The 16,290-nt window shown below is 65.7% G+C and carries 15 protein-coding genes and 2 pseudogenes; 3 read left to right on the plus strand and 14 right to left on the minus strand.

The genetic code is table 11. The features are described 5' to 3' along the window. Positions 1 to 26 precede the first annotated feature (26 nt). Positions 27 to 215: a hypothetical protein gene (locus ACFTZB_RS17700; protein WP_378433268.1), complete on the minus strand. Its 189-nt coding sequence runs from the start codon at positions 213 to 215 to the stop codon at positions 27 to 29. Between the two features lie 406 nt (positions 216 to 621). Here ACFTZB_RS17700 and ACFTZB_RS17705 point away from each other — a divergent pair, with 406 nt between their 5' ends. Continuing rightward, entirely contained in the window at positions 622 to 1,035 is a 414-nt protein-coding gene (locus ACFTZB_RS17705; RefSeq protein WP_378433269.1) for a hypothetical protein, read from the plus strand. Between the two features lie 188 nt (positions 1,036 to 1,223). Here ACFTZB_RS17705 and ACFTZB_RS17710 read toward each other — a convergent pair whose 3' ends face one another. The 7 genes and pseudogenes from ACFTZB_RS17710 to ACFTZB_RS17740 all read right to left on the minus strand — a co-directional run. Beyond that, positions 1,224 to 1,997: a hypothetical protein gene (locus tag ACFTZB_RS17710; RefSeq protein ID WP_378433270.1), complete on the minus strand. Its 774-nt coding sequence runs from the start codon at positions 1,995 to 1,997 to the stop codon at positions 1,224 to 1,226. Between the two features lie 22 nt (positions 1,998 to 2,019). Beyond that, positions 2,020 to 2,712, minus strand: coding sequence for a class I SAM-dependent methyltransferase (locus ACFTZB_RS17715; protein ID WP_378433271.1), 693 nt, complete (start codon positions 2,710 to 2,712; stop codon positions 2,020 to 2,022). 221 nt (positions 2,713 to 2,933) lie between these two features. Then, positions 2,934 to 3,179 (minus strand): helix-turn-helix transcriptional regulator, encoded by a 246-nt coding sequence (locus ACFTZB_RS17720; RefSeq protein WP_378433272.1) that lies wholly within the window; start codon positions 3,177 to 3,179, stop codon positions 2,934 to 2,936. A 468-nt stretch (positions 3,180 to 3,647) separates the two neighbouring features. Then, a complete protein-coding gene (locus ACFTZB_RS17725; RefSeq protein WP_378433273.1) occupies positions 3,648 to 4,889 on the minus strand; it encodes a saccharopine dehydrogenase family protein in 1,242 nt (413 codons plus the stop codon). Between the two features lie 106 nt (positions 4,890 to 4,995). Continuing rightward, on the minus strand, positions 4,996 to 5,415 hold the full coding sequence (locus ACFTZB_RS17730) for a hypothetical protein (RefSeq protein WP_378433274.1): 420 nt from the start codon (positions 5,413 to 5,415) through the stop codon (positions 4,996 to 4,998). Further along, the gene (locus tag ACFTZB_RS17735) at positions 5,412 to 5,858 is read right to left on the minus strand and encodes a hypothetical protein (RefSeq protein ID WP_378433275.1); all 447 of its coding nucleotides are present in this window, start codon (positions 5,856 to 5,858) and stop codon (positions 5,412 to 5,414) included. The genes ACFTZB_RS17730 and ACFTZB_RS17735 overlap by 4 nt, the downstream gene beginning before the upstream one ends. A gap of 723 nt (positions 5,859 to 6,581) precedes the next feature. Further along, positions 6,582 to 7,329: pseudogene (locus tag ACFTZB_RS17740) on the minus strand (helix-turn-helix domain-containing protein); the annotation flags it as partial. A gap of 747 nt (positions 7,330 to 8,076) precedes the next feature. On the opposite strand from ACFTZB_RS17740, the gene ACFTZB_RS17745 reads away from it, so the two are divergent. Both ACFTZB_RS17745 and ACFTZB_RS17750 read left to right on the plus strand, forming a co-directional pair. Next, positions 8,077 to 8,391, plus strand: a complete 315-nt coding sequence (locus ACFTZB_RS17745; RefSeq protein ID WP_378433276.1) for a hypothetical protein — start codon at positions 8,077 to 8,079, stop codon at positions 8,389 to 8,391. Positions 8,392 to 8,440: 49 nt separating this feature from the next. Continuing rightward, positions 8,441 to 8,908: a hypothetical protein gene (locus ACFTZB_RS17750; protein WP_378433277.1), complete on the plus strand. Its 468-nt coding sequence runs from the start codon at positions 8,441 to 8,443 to the stop codon at positions 8,906 to 8,908. Positions 8,909 to 9,197: 289 nt separating this feature from the next. Here the strand turns inward: ACFTZB_RS17750 and ACFTZB_RS17755 are convergent, their stop codons facing one another. The 6 genes and pseudogenes from ACFTZB_RS17755 to ACFTZB_RS17780 all read right to left on the minus strand — a co-directional run bounded on the left by ACFTZB_RS17755 (position 9,198) and on the right by ACFTZB_RS17780 (position 16,080). After that, positions 9,198 to 9,719, minus strand: coding sequence for a DUF6262 family protein (locus tag ACFTZB_RS17755; protein ID WP_378433278.1), 522 nt, complete (start codon positions 9,717 to 9,719; stop codon positions 9,198 to 9,200). 3 nt (positions 9,720 to 9,722) lie between these two features. Then, positions 9,723 to 11,075, minus strand: a complete 1,353-nt coding sequence (locus tag ACFTZB_RS17760; RefSeq protein WP_378433279.1) for a hypothetical protein — start codon at positions 11,073 to 11,075, stop codon at positions 9,723 to 9,725. Positions 11,076 to 12,214: 1,139 nt separating this feature from the next. Further along, on the minus strand, positions 12,215 to 13,366 hold the full coding sequence (locus tag ACFTZB_RS17765; protein ID WP_378433280.1) for a tyrosine-type recombinase/integrase: 1,152 nt from the start codon (positions 13,364 to 13,366) through the stop codon (positions 12,215 to 12,217). A gap of 92 nt (positions 13,367 to 13,458) precedes the next feature. Continuing rightward, positions 13,459 to 13,872 carry a hypothetical protein gene (locus ACFTZB_RS17770; RefSeq protein ID WP_378433281.1) on the minus strand — a complete coding sequence of 138 codons (414 nt, stop codon included), beginning with the start codon at positions 13,870 to 13,872 and terminating at the stop codon, positions 13,459 to 13,461. 222 nt (positions 13,873 to 14,094) lie between these two features. After that, positions 14,095 to 14,924 (minus strand): annotated as a pseudogene (locus tag ACFTZB_RS17775) (ADP-ribosylglycohydrolase family protein); the annotation flags it as partial. Between the two features lie 10 nt (positions 14,925 to 14,934). Continuing rightward, entirely contained in the window at positions 14,935 to 16,080 is a 1,146-nt protein-coding gene (locus tag ACFTZB_RS17780; protein ID WP_378433282.1) for an acyl-CoA dehydrogenase family protein, read from the minus strand. Between the last annotated feature and the right edge of the window lie 210 nt (positions 16,081 to 16,290).

Here is a 16,290-nt window from a genome sequence, read left to right on the forward strand (position 1 = left end):
CCAGCACCTCCGACGGCTAGGGCAGCTCAGGCTGCGACAGCAACCGCTTCCGGGGCGGACAGGAAGATGTCGAGGACATCGACCTCCCTGGCGGTGCCGTCGGCGAACTCCACAGCAGCGAACTGCGAACCCGCTTCGTCGTGGCGGTACCCGTGCACGACGGCGATGCGGTCGCAGTAGTCGGGGGTGACGGCTTCGGCAATGAGGTAGGACATGAGGAACTCCTTTTGTGTGTGGATGGTCGACGGTCCGCGGCTGTCAGAGCAGGTGCGCCCGATTCAGCTCGGCAGCGATGGCGGCGGGGTCGCTCTGGCGATTCCGCGAGCTCGCACAGGTCGAAGTGATCCGCCAAGATCTCGTCGTCACCGGCCTCGATGCCAAGCGGAACAGCGCCGATCTTCCCGCTCCGGGAGACGATCGATCCCCAGTCGAGCGCGAATGCGGCGTGACGATTTCCGCAGTGATGGTGTCGTTCCCATTTCGGGAACCCCTTCAGACATTACATTGTGACATTGTTATGTTGCAACCGCGAGAATGAAATCGTTTGGCAGTGATCCACCTTCGCGGAGAGCCGGTCGCCGGCCGAGGCTACGCCGCCCCAGTCACAGGAGTCCCGGATCCGTGGGCGATGGCCTGCAGGACAACACGGGCCGCTTCTGCGTCGCCGCGGGCCCGATGGGCGCCTCCGAGCCGAATGTTCTTCTCGGTACCTTCCGCCTGCGAGCGGGCCCGCATGATGCAACCCCACCGCCCCTGGTCGGCCAGATGCTGCGGATCGAGGCCGTAGCGGTGGCAATCATGCAGCACGCGAACGTGATCGAAGTCTGCGCCACACGCCAACACGACCCGTCCCATTGTCACCGCCGCCAGAACGGGGAACACGAGAGGCCACGCGGGTGCACCGGCGAGCTGATCGGGACTGAGACCGTGCACGGCGGCGGCATCCGGATGGATCGGTACATCGCCCGGATCGACCAGAGTCTCCAACACGACGACTCCGCTCGCGGCGTCGATGGCGGCCACCTCCAGGATTGATCCAGGTCAGAGGTCTCTGTGTCGACGATTGTCGAACGCCCAGGCATCAGCATGTCCTGCGCCCACTGCTGCGGTGTGCGCTCGGGTGCGGCCATGACGTCCTCCTCGCAGGCCATCTTGACCGAACCCTCCGACAAGGCGATCATCACGTCCCTCCCCTCGGGGGCGGTGCAGTCGAAGAAGGTGAACTATCGGGCCGGTGGGGGTTCCTCGCCGTGGGTGAGCTTCCACCACCAGGACGGGCGGGTCCGGGGAATCGGCGGGGCGATGATCACGTCTGCCCAGTCGGGGTTCGCCAGCATGTAGGGGGCGCGACGTTCGCGCCACTGGGCGGCGATGTCCTCGAGTCCTTCGATGCTCATCGGGGTGTCGAGGGTGTCCGCGGCGTGTGTGAGCCACGGTGCGAGATGGCGTTCTGCCTCTCGGGTGGTGCCGGTGCCGGCGAGAGCGTTCTCGAGGGTCAACCCGGTCAGGTCACGGCGGATCCGCCATCGCAGTTCGGCCTGGTCCACGATCGGGGACCGCGTGGTGGATCTGCTTCCTGAGAATCTGGAGGTGCGCAGCAACTCCGGGTGTTGATGGCGGTCGAGGGCGCACGCGTGAGCGCAGGCGTCGTCCAGCTCGTGGATCTCGCGCAGGGTGGGCCGCCGGCCTCCGGCGAGATGGGAGATCAAGCGGTTGCCCAGTTCCTCGGCAGGAACAAAGGCGCCCCGGCCGTGCAGGTATCGCAAGACTGCGGCGTTCTCCCAGTGGGCGGCCAGCTTCCGTTCCCGGCGAGCCAGCCCGGATGCCGATGAGAGGAAGCGTGCCCGGGCCTGGCGTGCGCGCTCGAAAGCCTCGCCGCCGGTCCGGGCACGAAGCTCGGGACCACGCTCGGCCAGCGGCATCAATGCCGTCCGCAGCTGCCGTGCGGCGGCGACGTACGCCTCGAGTGAGGCCGGGTCGGTGCGCCTGCGTTTCACCAGTGTCGGCTCTTCGTCGGAACTATTGCGCCGGAGTGCGCCGCGGCCGGTGCGCGGCGAAGACCGCCACCGTTCCGACGACGGTGACGTCGACGGTCTCGAATGCCGCTAACAGCGCGGTACGCAGGCCGTCGAGGTCGTCGCCGCGGTTGTCGAAGGCCTTGATCGGCCCGTTGTAGAGGGCGCAGAGGGTGCGGCCGAAGAGGTTGTGCTGCACTCCGGTCCCGAGGATGGTGGAGCCGAAGAACACGCCGTCGTCGGCGACGACCTGGGCGATGTGCCCGAATGCTGTCCCCTTCTCGGCCCAGGTTCCGGGGACGCAGTGGAACACGAAGTTCGCTGCCACGGAATCGAATACCCCCACTTTGGGGTCGATGGGGGCGAGGATGCTGCCGGTGTGCACGTCCGGGGTGATGCCGCGTTCGGCGAGCCGGCCGGTGGTCATCGCCATCGTGTGGGTGTTGAGGTCCATCAGGGTGATCTCGGGCACCTCGGTGGGGTAGGTGGCGTGGCGGAGGTACCAGCCGGTGCCCGGGCCGATGTCGAGGTGCCGACTGCCGAGGTGGGCGTCGTAGTGGGCCAGGAGCCGCTCGCGGGGGCAGCGCCAGGCGTAGGTGTTGCTCCACTGCAGCACGAACGTGTCGTAGGCGGCCAACACGATCGGGCTGTACTTTGTGACGCCGTCCTTCTCCGCCTGCGTGACCTCAGCGCTCATGTGTGTTCGTTCCCCCTGATCGTCGATATATGTAGTGAAGCTTCTCTCCCGTAGGGCCAGGGCGATGGTAGCGGTCCCACGCGTCCGCGTCGCCCGGGCACCACGCACCCACCCGCGACTCCCCCACCCGAGACCCATGCGCCTTTCATCCGGGTCTGTTGCACACCAGTCCATTTCGACCCGAACTGCAATTTTCGATGCCCGGCAGGGATGGAAAATGATCAGTCGTTGCGACGGCGGCGGGACTTGGGGAGGTCGGTGCGCGCACCCTGGCCGGGCCGGTTGTTCGCCCACTCGATGATCTCCGACCGTTTCCACAGTGGGGTGCGGCCGATCTTCTCCACCGGCGCGGGAGCCTGCCCGCGGGTGACGTAGCCGCGGAACGTCGTGGCCGACAGCTCGGTACCGGTTTCCTCCTTGATCAGCTCGAGGACCTGATCGGTGGTCAGTCGATGCGGGTTCGCCATCGTGAACGTGTGTCCTTTCGGGGTCGTTCCCCGCGTGGTGGCGGGGCGGTCGGGCGCGGCCTCATCGGTCCCGCCCGGCAGGTACCGCGTGCAAGTCCGTACAGGCCCAAACAATACAATGATGCATTGCAAGGTATGAAACCCTGGACGAGATCCCGACCGGCGATCCGGCGGATCGGATATCGCGAGGCGGAACCGCCCGGAACGGGTCCGCCGCGACACCACAAGCCCGTGACCAGGAAGGACGACACGTCCCTACACCTCATGTGCCCGTAACCGCAGGGACGGTCGCAGAATGGACCATGCCCGACCACAGCTCGCACCACGAACAGATCTTTCCGCCGCTATGCAGTGAGCACCGGCCTGGAGCAGGCCTCCGGCGTGGCGGTTCCCCCCCGATACGATCTGCAATCGCGTAGGCGAAAGTCGAACTCGCGAGGCAGTCGGCTGCCCCGAGAGAAGGTGGGGTCAGAGTGTGCGGGCAGAAATCTCGAGGCCGGCACCTCTGAGCCGGTCGACGAGGACGTCGCCGAGGGCGGTGGCGGGGGTGAGGACACCGGCCTCGTCGGGGAGCCGGTGACGGTCCAGGACCAGACTCAGTGCGGATTCGCCGAGCATGACCGCGGTGGCCCGGTAGCCGGGGTCCCCCTGCCCCTGCACTCGGGCGGTGTATCGGGCGCCGGTCGTGGTGGTGGTGTAGATGTCCATGACGAAATAGCCCTCGAGTTGCGTCTTTTCGCTAGGGCCCTGGCCGGGGGCGGGGAGGATGCGGTCGAGGACGTATCGGGTGGGCCGGACACTGAGGCCGAGGACGAGGCCGCCGAGCACGGCGGCGACACCGCCCGCGTAGAGGCGGGACAGGCGGGAGCCTCCGACGCTCATCACCTCCCGGTATCGGAAGGTGCGGCCGTACGCATAGCCGCGCAGCGCGTTGGTGCGGCGCACGACGCGGGTGTTGTAGGCCCCCATCACGAACGGCGCGGTCCACCCCCGCACCGGCGGGGCGATATCGCGGCCGTTGACGAGGGCGATGTCGGATTGGCGGCCGAGGTCGGGTTCGATGGTTCGGTCGGGGCTCAGCGAGTACGGGGACGCGGCCAGCCGGCGCAAGGCCGGGTCGGGGCGGGAGGCATCGATCTGGGTGCGCAGCGAGTCGATGGTCCCACCCGATACGCCGCCGCGCAGCGACGCCACCAACGTGGTCTCACCCAGGTCGCCGGCGCCGTCGGCCTGCACCGCCTGGTGCAGCACGTGCACCCCGAGGTCGGAGGGGATCGAGTCGTACCCGCAGGAGTGCACAATGCGAACTCCGTTGTTCCGGGCTTTCTCGTGGTGGGCGTCGATGCTGTCCCGGGCGAACAACACCTCCCCGGTCAGGTCGACGTAGTCGGTGCCGGCCGCGACGCAGGCGTTCACGAGCTCGGCCCCGTACTTCGCGTACGGGCCCACCGTGGTGGCGACGACCCGGGTGCGGGCGGCCAACTCGACGAGGGCGAGCGGATCCTGCGCGTCGGCGATCAGGATCGGCCAGTCGACGGCCCGTGGCCCGAGGGTGGTGCGGACTTCGTCGAGTTTCGTGTGGGAGCGTCCGGCGAGAGCGATCCGCACCCCGTCCGGGGCGGTGCGGGCGAGGTAGTCGGCGAGCAGCCCGCCGACGAAGCCGGTGGCACCGTAGAGGACGAGATCGAGTTCGCGTTCGCTGTCGGTCATGGCCGCAGCCTACAAGCGCAGCCGGGTCAACTGAAGAGGTACCTGTAACCGTCACACCCACATATCAGGGGCACGGGAACGACCACGACACCGTTCCGGGGACGTGTCATCTGCCCACTTCAGGATCAGTTTCGGGCGCCGGACGGGGGTGGGGTGTACCGACCGCCGCGTCTGCTACGCCCGATTCGGTCGGGTGTGGTGTGACGTGTGCGGATTCGACCCACAGCCAGAGGTCGAGGCGCCCACGACCGTTGGCGGAGCGGACCGGAACGCAGACTTGCGCGAGCCAGCGGCCGTCCGTCGCGACGCGGAGCCAGGAATGCAGAGTCCCGGGCATCTCCGCTTCCAGCAGAATGGCTCCAGCGCGAACGCGCAGCGGCAGGGCGTCGGCGCGAATGAAACCCGACGGCCCGGGCAGGACGTGAGCCATGTCGACGACGACGGCAACCGGGACATCGAGACGGCGCAGGACGGGGGCGCCGGGAAACGGTTCGCTCCACTCCTCCAGACCGGCAGGTTCGGTCATTGGGCGACCCGCAACTCCGGCGCCGCCACAGGAGTCGCTGAGGAAACGGAATACGGTGTGGCGGTGGCCCATTCGACGTGCCCGCCACAGCCGGCGACGGAGACCCGAGCTCGGCGCGGCAGGTGCCCCCGCGTGACCGCCTCGACGTCGAGGTCGAGTCCGGTGACCCGCCCCGGGCCGCCCGTAAGTCCGTGATAGCCGGCCACCTGCGCCTGCAGGCGGACATCGACGTGGGGCCATCGCCCGTCGACGGCCAGGACCGCCCCGGCCCGACGCGCCCTCGCCGTGACCGCTCGGACCCGGCTCAGTGGGGTGGCGCGGTCCCCGAGGCTGACGACGATCAGGTCGATTCCGTCGACGAGCACCGCGGCGACCCCGATCGGGTCCTCACCCGGATCCGGGATGATCGCGCACTCTCTGGGGGTACAAACCTGTTTTGCCAATTCCTGATCAAAGGCTACGCAGGTCAGCCGCTCCGGCAGAGAACGCAACAGATTGCAACAGGTGTAGCACGGGAGAAGCAGCGCAGGCGACGTTGTGGCTATCGTCGAGATCACGAATCAAGCGTGAAGCATGCCGCACATTGAAATCGGTGTTTCGCTCTGAGGCCGGCGTCTAGGACCTGCTCGCGGTGAAGTCGATCTGTCTGCGGACATTGGAAAGCACGGTGCCGAGCGGACCGACGCCGGTCGTAGACCGTGGCAGTGCGGATCGAGATGCCGTCAGATGCGACAGTGCCGTCTGCGCGCAGGCCGAGCTCATACCCGAGGGGGGAACTCTCGACAGTGGGACCGCCCGCGGCGGATCGAATGTCCTGATGACGGGGTGCTCCGGCCAGCGTTCGGTCCAGCTGTCGATGTTCATCACAGCGCAGCTCGCAAGGGGGGCATGGCCGGTGGCCTGGACCTCGGGGACCGTGCGCCAGGACACCGAACCGGAGTCGCTGCGGATCTCCATGCGCCGTGTGCGCCGTTGAAATCCTTTGCCGGCGGCCGCGACGACGAGTTGTATCCCGGTAACACGGGTGAGAGTCATATCGGTATTGATGTACCCGGCACCGTGCGAGCCCCAATGACACACATGGTTGGGGTTGCGGTAGTACTCGCCGAAAATCGGGCGGATACGCCCGCGGCAGGCTGGGGGTTCGAGGGTGAGCACCGGGGGCATCACCTGTTGTGGTTGCCGCAGACGAGCTCTGGAGTTGCAGTCCATCCGTGGCCCTCGAGCCAGGTCGTGATCGGTCGTGGCAGTTCGTCTCCCGCCACGGCGGCGCCGGTAACCAGTGGACCGTCGCCACATCGGCTGCAGCTGATCACCAGGACGTGGCCGTGGGGCTGGCAGCGAGCGCAGTGATGTTGCTCGCGGACCCGGTGGCGGTCATCGAGATGCAGCCAGACGGTGGCGAGGTCGTCGCGGTGGGGAATGACGTCGCCGCGGGTGGTGGGCCGGTGTCCGCAGGTCGGACAGACCAATGGGCCGGAGTGGGCGCGCGGTTGTTCCGCAGCAACTGTTGATGCGGAACCACTCTCGGTGTCGGCCGCGGTGACGGACTCGGACGGCCGCTGGGATAGGTGGCGGTAGAGGGTGGAGCGGGTCAGCCCGGTCTTGTCGGTGATCTCGGCGATGGTGGCGCCGTCATCGCGCAGTTGGGTGGCATGGGCGAGTTGGGCCTCGGTGACCACGCTGGGACGGCCGACCCTGCGACCCTTCTCGGTGGCCACCGACCCGGGCGTGGGCGGCCCGCTCGACCGCGTAGGTGCGGTCCATCTCCCCGAACAGGGCCAGCAGCCCCACCGCCAACTGTGCCATCGGATCGTCCGGGTTCGTCGAGTCGATCCGGATCGGGTCGGCGAGATTGCGGAGTCCGACGCCGCGCTGGTGCAGGTCGTGGATCAGGTTCAGGGTGTCGCGGATCAAGTCGACTGCTGGCCCGCTGTCGCTCTGGAGTCAGTCGACCGGCACGCCGAGTAACGAAAGAATGTAGACGAGCGGCGCGTACGGTCCCCAAAAAGCCCAAGCCGTTGCTCCCATTTGACTCACCTCCAATCAGTGGCAGTGTCCGCCGAGGTCGTGCGGGATCACGGCCCAGATCGGGCGCCGCCACTCCCACGGCAATGGGAGTCCCCGCATCCAGCCACTAGAATCACTAACGTCCCCAAAGGGGGCTCCCGATCGTCCGACCCTGTCAGGTCAGGCTAGACCCCAGAAGTGGCCGAACGGAAGGTTCGAAGGGACATTCAATCCACCTACCGGTGGAAACAGCTATCAACGCGGCTTCGGATCGAACTTCTGACACCAAATACTGTCTCGCCATCACCGCCGCCGCCCCGAGCAACCGGCGGTGCTCACGCACATACGGCCACAACGCACGCACGCACGCCTCGCCGGCCGGTGGTGCCTGCGTTTGCTTCCTGCGGATCCATCCGTCCCCCAACCCCCAGAAATAAGTTCCGCCATCATATTTGGCCCGGACCCGAATCTCTGGTTGATCCACCGATGACCGATCTCCCCAGGGTGCAGGTAGCCGTGTCGGGATCTGACCGGCGATCCGTGAGGCAGTGGGATTCGACCACGCCGGACCGCGTGTAACGCAATGAGTTCTAGAAGAGACATACCGTTCAGTTCGGTTTTCTCATTCTCGACGCTAAGGGGCGTTCATAGATGAAGCGGTTGCTCACAGTATGTGCGTTGGTGTTCGGAGCGGGCGTAGCGTTGGCGCCGACAGCCTCGGCACAGGACTACGTGCCCGCGCCCCCGTTCGAGTCGTACAGTCAGTATTTCGTGAATCCTCTGCAACCTGAAGCCTGGACCGGATCCAAGTTGGTGGCAGTCAGCCCGTTCGGCACCGACAATATCTACTGTGCAGCGTGGCACGGCATGCGCGACTGCTACCAGCTCGACGCAGCTCAGCGTCAGCACGACCTGGTCCAGATCGCGGCAATCTCCCCGACGTTATACGTCTACAACCCCTTCTGACGGCAGTACCAAACCGCCCAGCGACTACCCTCGCGAGCAAAGGATTCCGATGACGTTTCGGCTCGTGTCTGTGCTGGTCGCGGGCGCGGCCGGACTGCTGTCCGCTTGCGGTTCTGATGACGGTGGCGTCGATTCACACGCATCAACGATGGTGCAGGCAACATCCTTTGCGACAGCTGCCCCCGAGGTTCCGGCTACCGCGGACCCGTCACCGGCGGAGTTGACTGCCCTCATCGAGACCGCCCTCGACTACGACGTTCGGTTGGCCGATCGTGTGAAGCTATTCCAGGGGGTGAGCGAGAACGATCCGGCGCTCGCCCAACGCTTCGTCCAGGAGAAACTGACGGTCGAGTTCACCTCGGTTACCAGTACCGGTGAGGGTGAAGTATCCGCCAGTGGGCAGGTCGCGGTCGGCGGAAATCCTCCTGGTGACTTGGGCCCGGTGACGTTCGTCGCCGAGGACGGTATTTGGAAGATCGCGCGAAGTTGGGCCTGCCCAATCACGGGAGCCTGTTAGCGAATCCGGGCTGCTTGGTGACCGGTCAGCGATCCGCTTACGGCATCGACCTCGCCGACCGGAATACGCTTCTAAGCAACAGAGGGTGGCAGCTGCCCGGCCAGCACGAAAGTGCCGACCTGACCCGCAGGATCCTGGACTGCCCGGCAGGTGCCGCCGGGTTCACCAGCGAAGTGTGCGATCGCGGCGGCGATGTGACCGCCTGCGACGTCGCCTACTTCGACCGCAATGCCGACGATCTCGCCGCCCTCGCAGGTTCGGTCCCTCTGGTCCGAACGACCATCAAGGATCAATGTTGTGTATTCATGTTGGTGAAGAGTTCGCGGTTGGCGGCTCGGGCTGCGTCGAGTTCCTGGCCGCGTTCTTCGAGGCGGCCGGTGAGGTCGACGACCTGCTGCTCGAGCGAGGTGATGCGCCGTTGGAGTTGCTCGACGTCTGCGGGTGCGCCGAGCCCGGACTCGCGCCAGACTTGTTGCCCGAGTAATTCGGAGAGTTTTCGTTCCAGAACTGCGTTGTGGGCGGCGCAGCGGGTGATGCGTTGTTGTGCGTTGGCGAGGTCCGCTTGCAACGATTCCCGTGTTACCGCTGTCTCATTCCCGGCAATGGTTGTCGGCACAGCTTGAGCCGTGTAGATCCGCGACAGCAGGTCCTTGTGGCGGTACAGGAAGGTGCGGTCCACTCCTGCTGCTCGGGCGATTCCGGCGACACTGATCTGCGTTCCGTCCGCCACGGCGGCCTCGAGTGTGGTCAGTACTCGTTGTCGGCGACGGGAGGTGTCGGCGCGGCGTCCGTTGATCATCGGGTTCGTCATTGCTCAGATGTTCCTGTCCGGCCGGACATCGGGGAGCGGTTGTCTGACCTGCGGTATCCCGAGTCCGACGACGGTGGTGCGGGCTCGGCGCACGATTCCGATCGATTCCTCGATCTGAGCGCGATCCGTGGTGGGCAAGTCATCGACCTCGGCTTTGATCTGTGAGATCAGGCGTCGGATGCGGGAGATTTCCGCTTCCGAGGGCATCGCTTCTGCCGTGGCCCAGTCGTCGGCGACGAACGCACCGCGAAGTCGCTCGCGGCTACGCAGTAGGGCGGCGAGATAGCCTTCGAGGTCGGGCAGATATGACACATCGGTCGAGAAGTGTGAGCAGCCGACGCATCGGAATCGGATCGGGCAGTCGTGCCCGCCGGCGGCAACATTGCTCGGTTCGCTGCAGCTTCCGTAGGGGACGGCGACCTCGCCGACCGCGCGGCGGAGGTGTTCGGAATCGAGTAGCGCGGTCGCTTCACGCCAGATCCTGGTTCCGTGTCGGTCGAAGTGCATACTCGTGAGTCGATCGACGGCTTCCCTGCGTCTGTCTTCGCCGACGCGGTAGTACACCTGTGTGGTGCCGATGTAGCGATGACCCATCAACTGGCACAAGACATCCACGCCGACGCCTGCGTCGGCGTGGCGCTGGGCGTAGGTGTGTCTGTAGGCGTAGAGAAATATCTGGGACCGGTTGAACGGCAACATTTTTGTCACCCGTTTGCCGTCGGATTCCACGGTCATCGGGATGTTGATGTCGGGGAGAGTGAGGATCCACTCGTGATGGCGATTGCTGAGGTATTTGTCGTTCAACGCTCGCCGTCCGTGTGGATTTCGTGTGGGGGCGGAGATGAGTTTGAGCGTCTCGATCGGCTCATCGGGGAATCGGGCACGGACCCGCTCGCGTTGGGTGATGATCGTGGCCGCAGTGGCTTCGGCGATCGGCAGACGCGCACCCCGGTGATCGGCTTTGAAGTTGGTGTAGACGAGGACAGGTTTGCCCTGCTCATCCCGGTCCAGGCAGTCGAGGTCGAGCCGGCAGATCTCGTCCGGGCGCCGTCCGGTATCGATGATCAACTCCACCGCTACCCGAATATCTCTCGTGGTTGCCTGCTCCAACTCGTCGAGATGTTCGCAGATATGCCGCATCACCTCGATCGGAAGATCCCTGCATTCCTTCTCGACATCGCCTTCCTGGGGTATGTCCTCCGGATACAGGATGAAGTCGTCCGGAAGTCCATGCATCGGCTGACCCGGGCGGGTCAAGCCCAGTGCCCGCATCTTCCCGGTCAACCGGCGAAGATCCTGCACCGTGACACGCCGGGTTCTCGCGCTGATCGTTCCGTCCGCGCGCAGAAACGTCAACCGGTTCAGAAATCCACACATATCGCTACGTGAGAGCAGCTGTGGTTCGTTGCCGTGGTCACTCGGTCGTTGCAACCGTAAGCTTTCCGACAATCTCACCAGGGAGCGGAGGTCGTTCTGCGCGGAGGCTTTCGCGTCGAGTGAGCGCCGCTGAGGTAGATCGTTGTACGCCCAGATCTTGGCCGCTTCCTTCATCCACGGTTGTGAGATCTTCCCGAATCGCAGCGTCCCTGTGTAACCGAACACCGAGGTGTCCCAGTCGTCTTTGGTTCGTTCCGTTTCCGGTGTCAATCGCAATCGCCGCACTGACGTGATGATGTACCGACAGACGATCTTCGCGGTGTCCGCCAGTTGCGTCGGATCCACCTCTTCGATCGATCGGCACTCTTCAGCGAGCAGTTTCGCGATCAGCGGGCGGACGTGTTCGGGCAGGGTCTTCGCGCCCCACTCTGTTCGGTGTTGTACGCCGAAGAGTATCTCGGCGACAACACGATCCGGCAGGCCCCGCAGACTGCATTCGTTGACCGTGGGAATCGCAGCAGATGTACGTCGAAATCGTGGTTCGTCCACATCCTGCCCTCGGATCGCGGCATCAGCGATCAGGCGGTTCCAGTGCAGATTGTGGTTGACGCAGTACGCCCCACTTGTGCTGCGGTCGCGGGTGCATGCCGCTACCTGACACGGTCCGAACGAAGGTAATGCGACCACCCCGGACCGCGCCAGAAACTCCTCCAGGGACACGTTCGCCGTCTTCGTGCGCGACCAGTGGTGCGAACGGCACAACACTGCGTGGCGCGAGACCCACGGTCGCTCACAGTCCGGCACTGCGCACCTGCCTGCACCGGACTGTGTCCATTGACGAGGTGTCTTCGCGAATTCCTCGACCGGCCGGCGGCCATCGGCAATCCACTGCTTCCGGCAGAAAGGGCACAAACTTTGCGGATTGTCGGCCTTGACCCCACAACCGGTCACCACGCATTGCTTGCATCCCAACTGCGGATGCTCACGTGGAAAGTACGCGACCCTTCGCTCAGACCATCCCAGCACTTCCAGGAAGTCCGGTCGGATCTGTTCCCACAACGACGCGACAACCGCATCGTCGTCGCTGTCGTCGAAGACGGACAACGCCTGCGCGGTTGTCACGACAAACCCTCGATCACCGCGCGCGGAGACGGAACCCGCTCGACCGCGGCCCGCAGCCGTTCATGCGACGGATGCAGATACGGCTGCGCCGACATCGGGGACGCATGCCCGAGCAACCCCTGTATCTCGTCGAGCAACGCGCCGGAATCAGCCAGATTGCTGGCGAACCCATGCCTGCACTGATGCGGCGAAATCGGCCGGCCCAGCTGCGCCCGAGCACACAACGCCTCGAACAACTCGTTGATCGCGCCCACCGCCATCGGAGCACCCAGCGGCTCCCGAAACAGGTTGACCAACAGGAAATCGCACTCTGCGGCAGCGGGTTTCGTCGCGCGTTCGAGCAAGTACAGATCGAGGGCACGTACCACCAGGAAATCAAGCGGGACCGCCCGCGAGTTCCGAGATTTTGCCACGCCGCCATTCGAATTCTCGCGTCGAACCACGTGCACATGGGCCCCACCAACCAGACATCGATGCACCGCATTGTCCGGCAGCAGATGAAGATCGCTGCGGCGCACGCCGACGAGCTCACCGCGCCGCAACCCTGCCCGGGCGAGTAGCAACACGATCAGCCGATCTCGCGCCGACTGGCACTCCCGAAACAGTGCGATGACCTCGTCGTCACTCGCCCGGTCCACATCTGTTCGGGGTTCACGCAGACTGTGGCGGGCGCGCAAGCGGTATCGCAGCATTCCGTCCTCTCCCTGCGCTGCCAACGGCAGATCACGGGTGTCGGCGAGCTCGTAGAGCTGCTCGAGCACCACCCCCGGCGCTTCCTTCGCCACCACCGCGAACGAGAGGAACCCACGAACCGCGACCAGAATTTGATTGATCCGAGACGCGCCCCGAACCGGTTCGACACCCGGCCCCGCCACCACAGGCGAGCCGTCCGCGCGCGTGTACTTCAACCACACGATGAACAGGCCCATATCTCTCGCCGCAGCAGGCCATTGACGTCCGGTGCGATCACACCACCGGAGAAACAATGCGAGGCTCTGCGCGTACGCCTTCGTCGTCGACTCCGCTCGATCCCGGCCGAACCGCAACTCCCGTAAATAGCGGTCCGCCACCGCCATCACGTCGTAACCGTCGTCGACCACCGTCCAATACCGCCCGCCCGACGGCATCCGCACCAGAAAAGCCTTCACAGCATCCCCCCTCCTGGTACCACAGAGAACGACAGCAACCACACCCCCAAAGAAGCGGTGCTAGAACGCCCTTCGTGCATCCTTGCACGACATCACGCCACAGAACTGAAAACCCGAGAGAACGCGCACCGGCTCAGGTCGGCGCCCATCTCGACGGCCGCGGGCAGGCCGAGGGTCGGGTCGCCGACCACGGCGGCCCAGTGGCCGGAACCGGTCACCGAGGCAAGAAGGCTCGCGCGCAGCGACGCCGGACCGGTGATCTGCGCGACGGTGCCGCGCACCAGCCCCCGGTGTACGAGCAGATCCGCCAACGGACCCGCCACCGGAAGGGTCCGAAGGCCCGCCGAAGCGGGCTGCTCCCCCACCGGAAGCGGGTCGCCGCGACCGACCCGAGGCGGCCCGGCCGAACGCGCGGGAATCGCGTCCATCCTCCGGCGCAGCTGTTCGATGCGGTCGACCCTCGGGTCCACCGCCCCTTCGGCCTCCACCGCCCCTTCGGCCTCCACAGCAGTCCTCCCGCAAGCGCGACATCTATCGAACACATGTTCCCATACATCGCGGGCCGGGCGTTAGAGACTCCCGGTGACGACCACGGCAGGGTGTCCAGGTTCCGCTGGTCAGAGCGCATCGGGCAGCTCCCCTATTACCCATATGGGACATAGGGGTAATAGGGAAAGGCGCTACAGAACGCTCCGCGGCAGGAACGGCTCTTGATGCCGCTGGTGTCGTCAGTCGGTCGTGTCGCCGGCCGGGAGCTGGCTCGCTGCGGCCGTGATCTCCTCGGCGTAGCGGGGCTCGAAGGTGGGGGTCAGGCCCGCTGCGGCCCAGTAGCCATTTTCGGGGTGGGCGGAGCCGATGAGTCCGCCGGCGATGCAGGCGATGGAGTCCGAGTCGCCGTTGCTGGTGGATGCCCAGGCGAGCGCCTCCGGTCTGGTTAGTGCGGCCGGACCGTGATCGTCGGTGGTGGCGAGGTCGGCGACCAGCAGCGCCAGGGCGACCGCGCTGGCTGACTCCCAACCCTCACCGATTCCGGCACAGGGGTCGCCGAATTCGTTCGGCGGCAGAGGGCGTAGCTGTTCGAGGCGGCCCGCGGCGGCCGTGAGGATGTCCGCGGTCCCGTCGTCCAGTCCGTCTACCAGGTATGACGACACGTCCCCGGTGATCGGGGCGAGGACATCCCGCAGATAGTGGTCCTCGATCCAACTGCTCGTGCCCTTGTAGATCTCCGAAACCCTGTCAGGGCGTGCTCGAGGAACCGGCCGCGGCGCTCCGGCGCGTGACGGATGGCGTCGGCGAGCAGCAACGCCGGCACCACGGCCCCCGGGTGCTTGTGGGTGATCACGGCCTGCAGAGCGGTCAGGCCCAACCAATACGGTTCGGGTGCGAATGCTGCTGGGACCAAACGCATCACTGCCCCGCAGCCGGCGGATTCGACGGCGCCGTCGGTGTCGTACCAGCGGGCACCGGCACTCAGGTTGCGCAGCGACGTCATGCAGGTGCGGCCCGGCGCCCGGGTGTTGTGGGGGTCGACCTGCCACCGCAGGAACCGCCGGGTGAGCCGATGACGGCTACAGCGACTTCGCGATAATTCCCTTCATCACCTCGTTGGCGCCCGCGTAGATCTTCTGCACGCGGGCGTCCTCGTACATCCGGGCGATCAGATACTCGCGCATGTACCCGTACCCGCCGTGCAACTGCACGCACCGGTCGATCACCGCACACTGCTGCTCGGTCAGCCAGTACTTGACCATCGCCGCCTCGGACGGATCCAGTTCACCGCGCAGATGCGCCTCGATGCAATGGTCCAGGAACACCGCACACGTGCGGGCGATGGTCTGGCACTCGGCGAGTTCGAACGCCGTGTTCTGGAACTCGAACAGACTGTGCCCGAACGCCTGCCGCGACTTCGTGTACGCCACCGTGTCCTCGACCGCACGATTCATCGCCCCGGACGCCTGCGCCCCGATGATCAACCGCTCCTGCACCAACTGCGCCATCAGCTGCCCGAACCCCTGTCCCTCCGCCCCGAGCAGGTTTGACACCGGCACCCGCACATCGGTGAACGATAACTCCGATGTGTCCGCGCCGTGCTGGCCGACCTTGTCCAGCACCCGGCCCACGACGAATCCGGGACAGTCCCGCAGGTCGACGATCAGCAGCGACACCCCCTTGGCGCCGGCCTTCAGGTCGGTCTTGACCGCCAGCACGATCACGTCGGCGGACGCGCCGTTGGTGATGAACGTCTTCGCCCCGTTGACGACGTACTCGTCACCGTCCCGGATCGCGGTGGTCTTGATCGCCTTGAGATCCGACCCGGCGCCGGGCTCGGTCATGCCGATGGCCCCCAGGATCTCCCCGCTCGCCATCCCCGGCAGCCACGCCTTCTTCTGCTCCTCGGTGCCGTACTCGACGAGGTAGTGCGGGACTATGCCCGAGTGCACCGAGATGCCGAGCGCGAGGTCACCGGCATACCCCTGGGCCTCGAACACGGCCAGGTCGTGGGCGAACGTGCCCCCACCACCGCCGTACTCCTCCGGGATCGAACAGCAGAGCAACCCGAGCTTGCCCGCCGCCAGCCACACCTCACGGTCGATGCGATGCTGAGCGTCCCACTTCTCGTGGTGCGCCACCACCTCGCGTTCGAAGAACCCCGCCGCAAGCTCGGACAGGGCCTTCACCTCGTCGTCGTGCCAGGAGGGTGTGTGCTTGTTCATGATGTTTCTTTCTCGGATGGTGTCGTTGCGCGGGCTCCGCAGTCGGGAGCCGCGCGCGGGGCGTTGGTCGAGGCCTCTGTGTTTACCGGTGGGGCACGGTGTGGTGGCTGGAAGGAATGCCCTTCCAGCCCCCACCCGTAAAGGGGTTAGTAAAAGTCAACATTATTAGAACCCCGAGGGTGTGAGGAAGAACAATCAAATATAAAAAAA

This window comes from Rhodococcus sp. NPDC057014 (assembly GCF_042673295.1).
In the GTDB taxonomy this organism is placed as follows: Bacteria; Actinomycetota; Actinomycetes; order Mycobacteriales; family Mycobacteriaceae; genus Rhodococcus_F.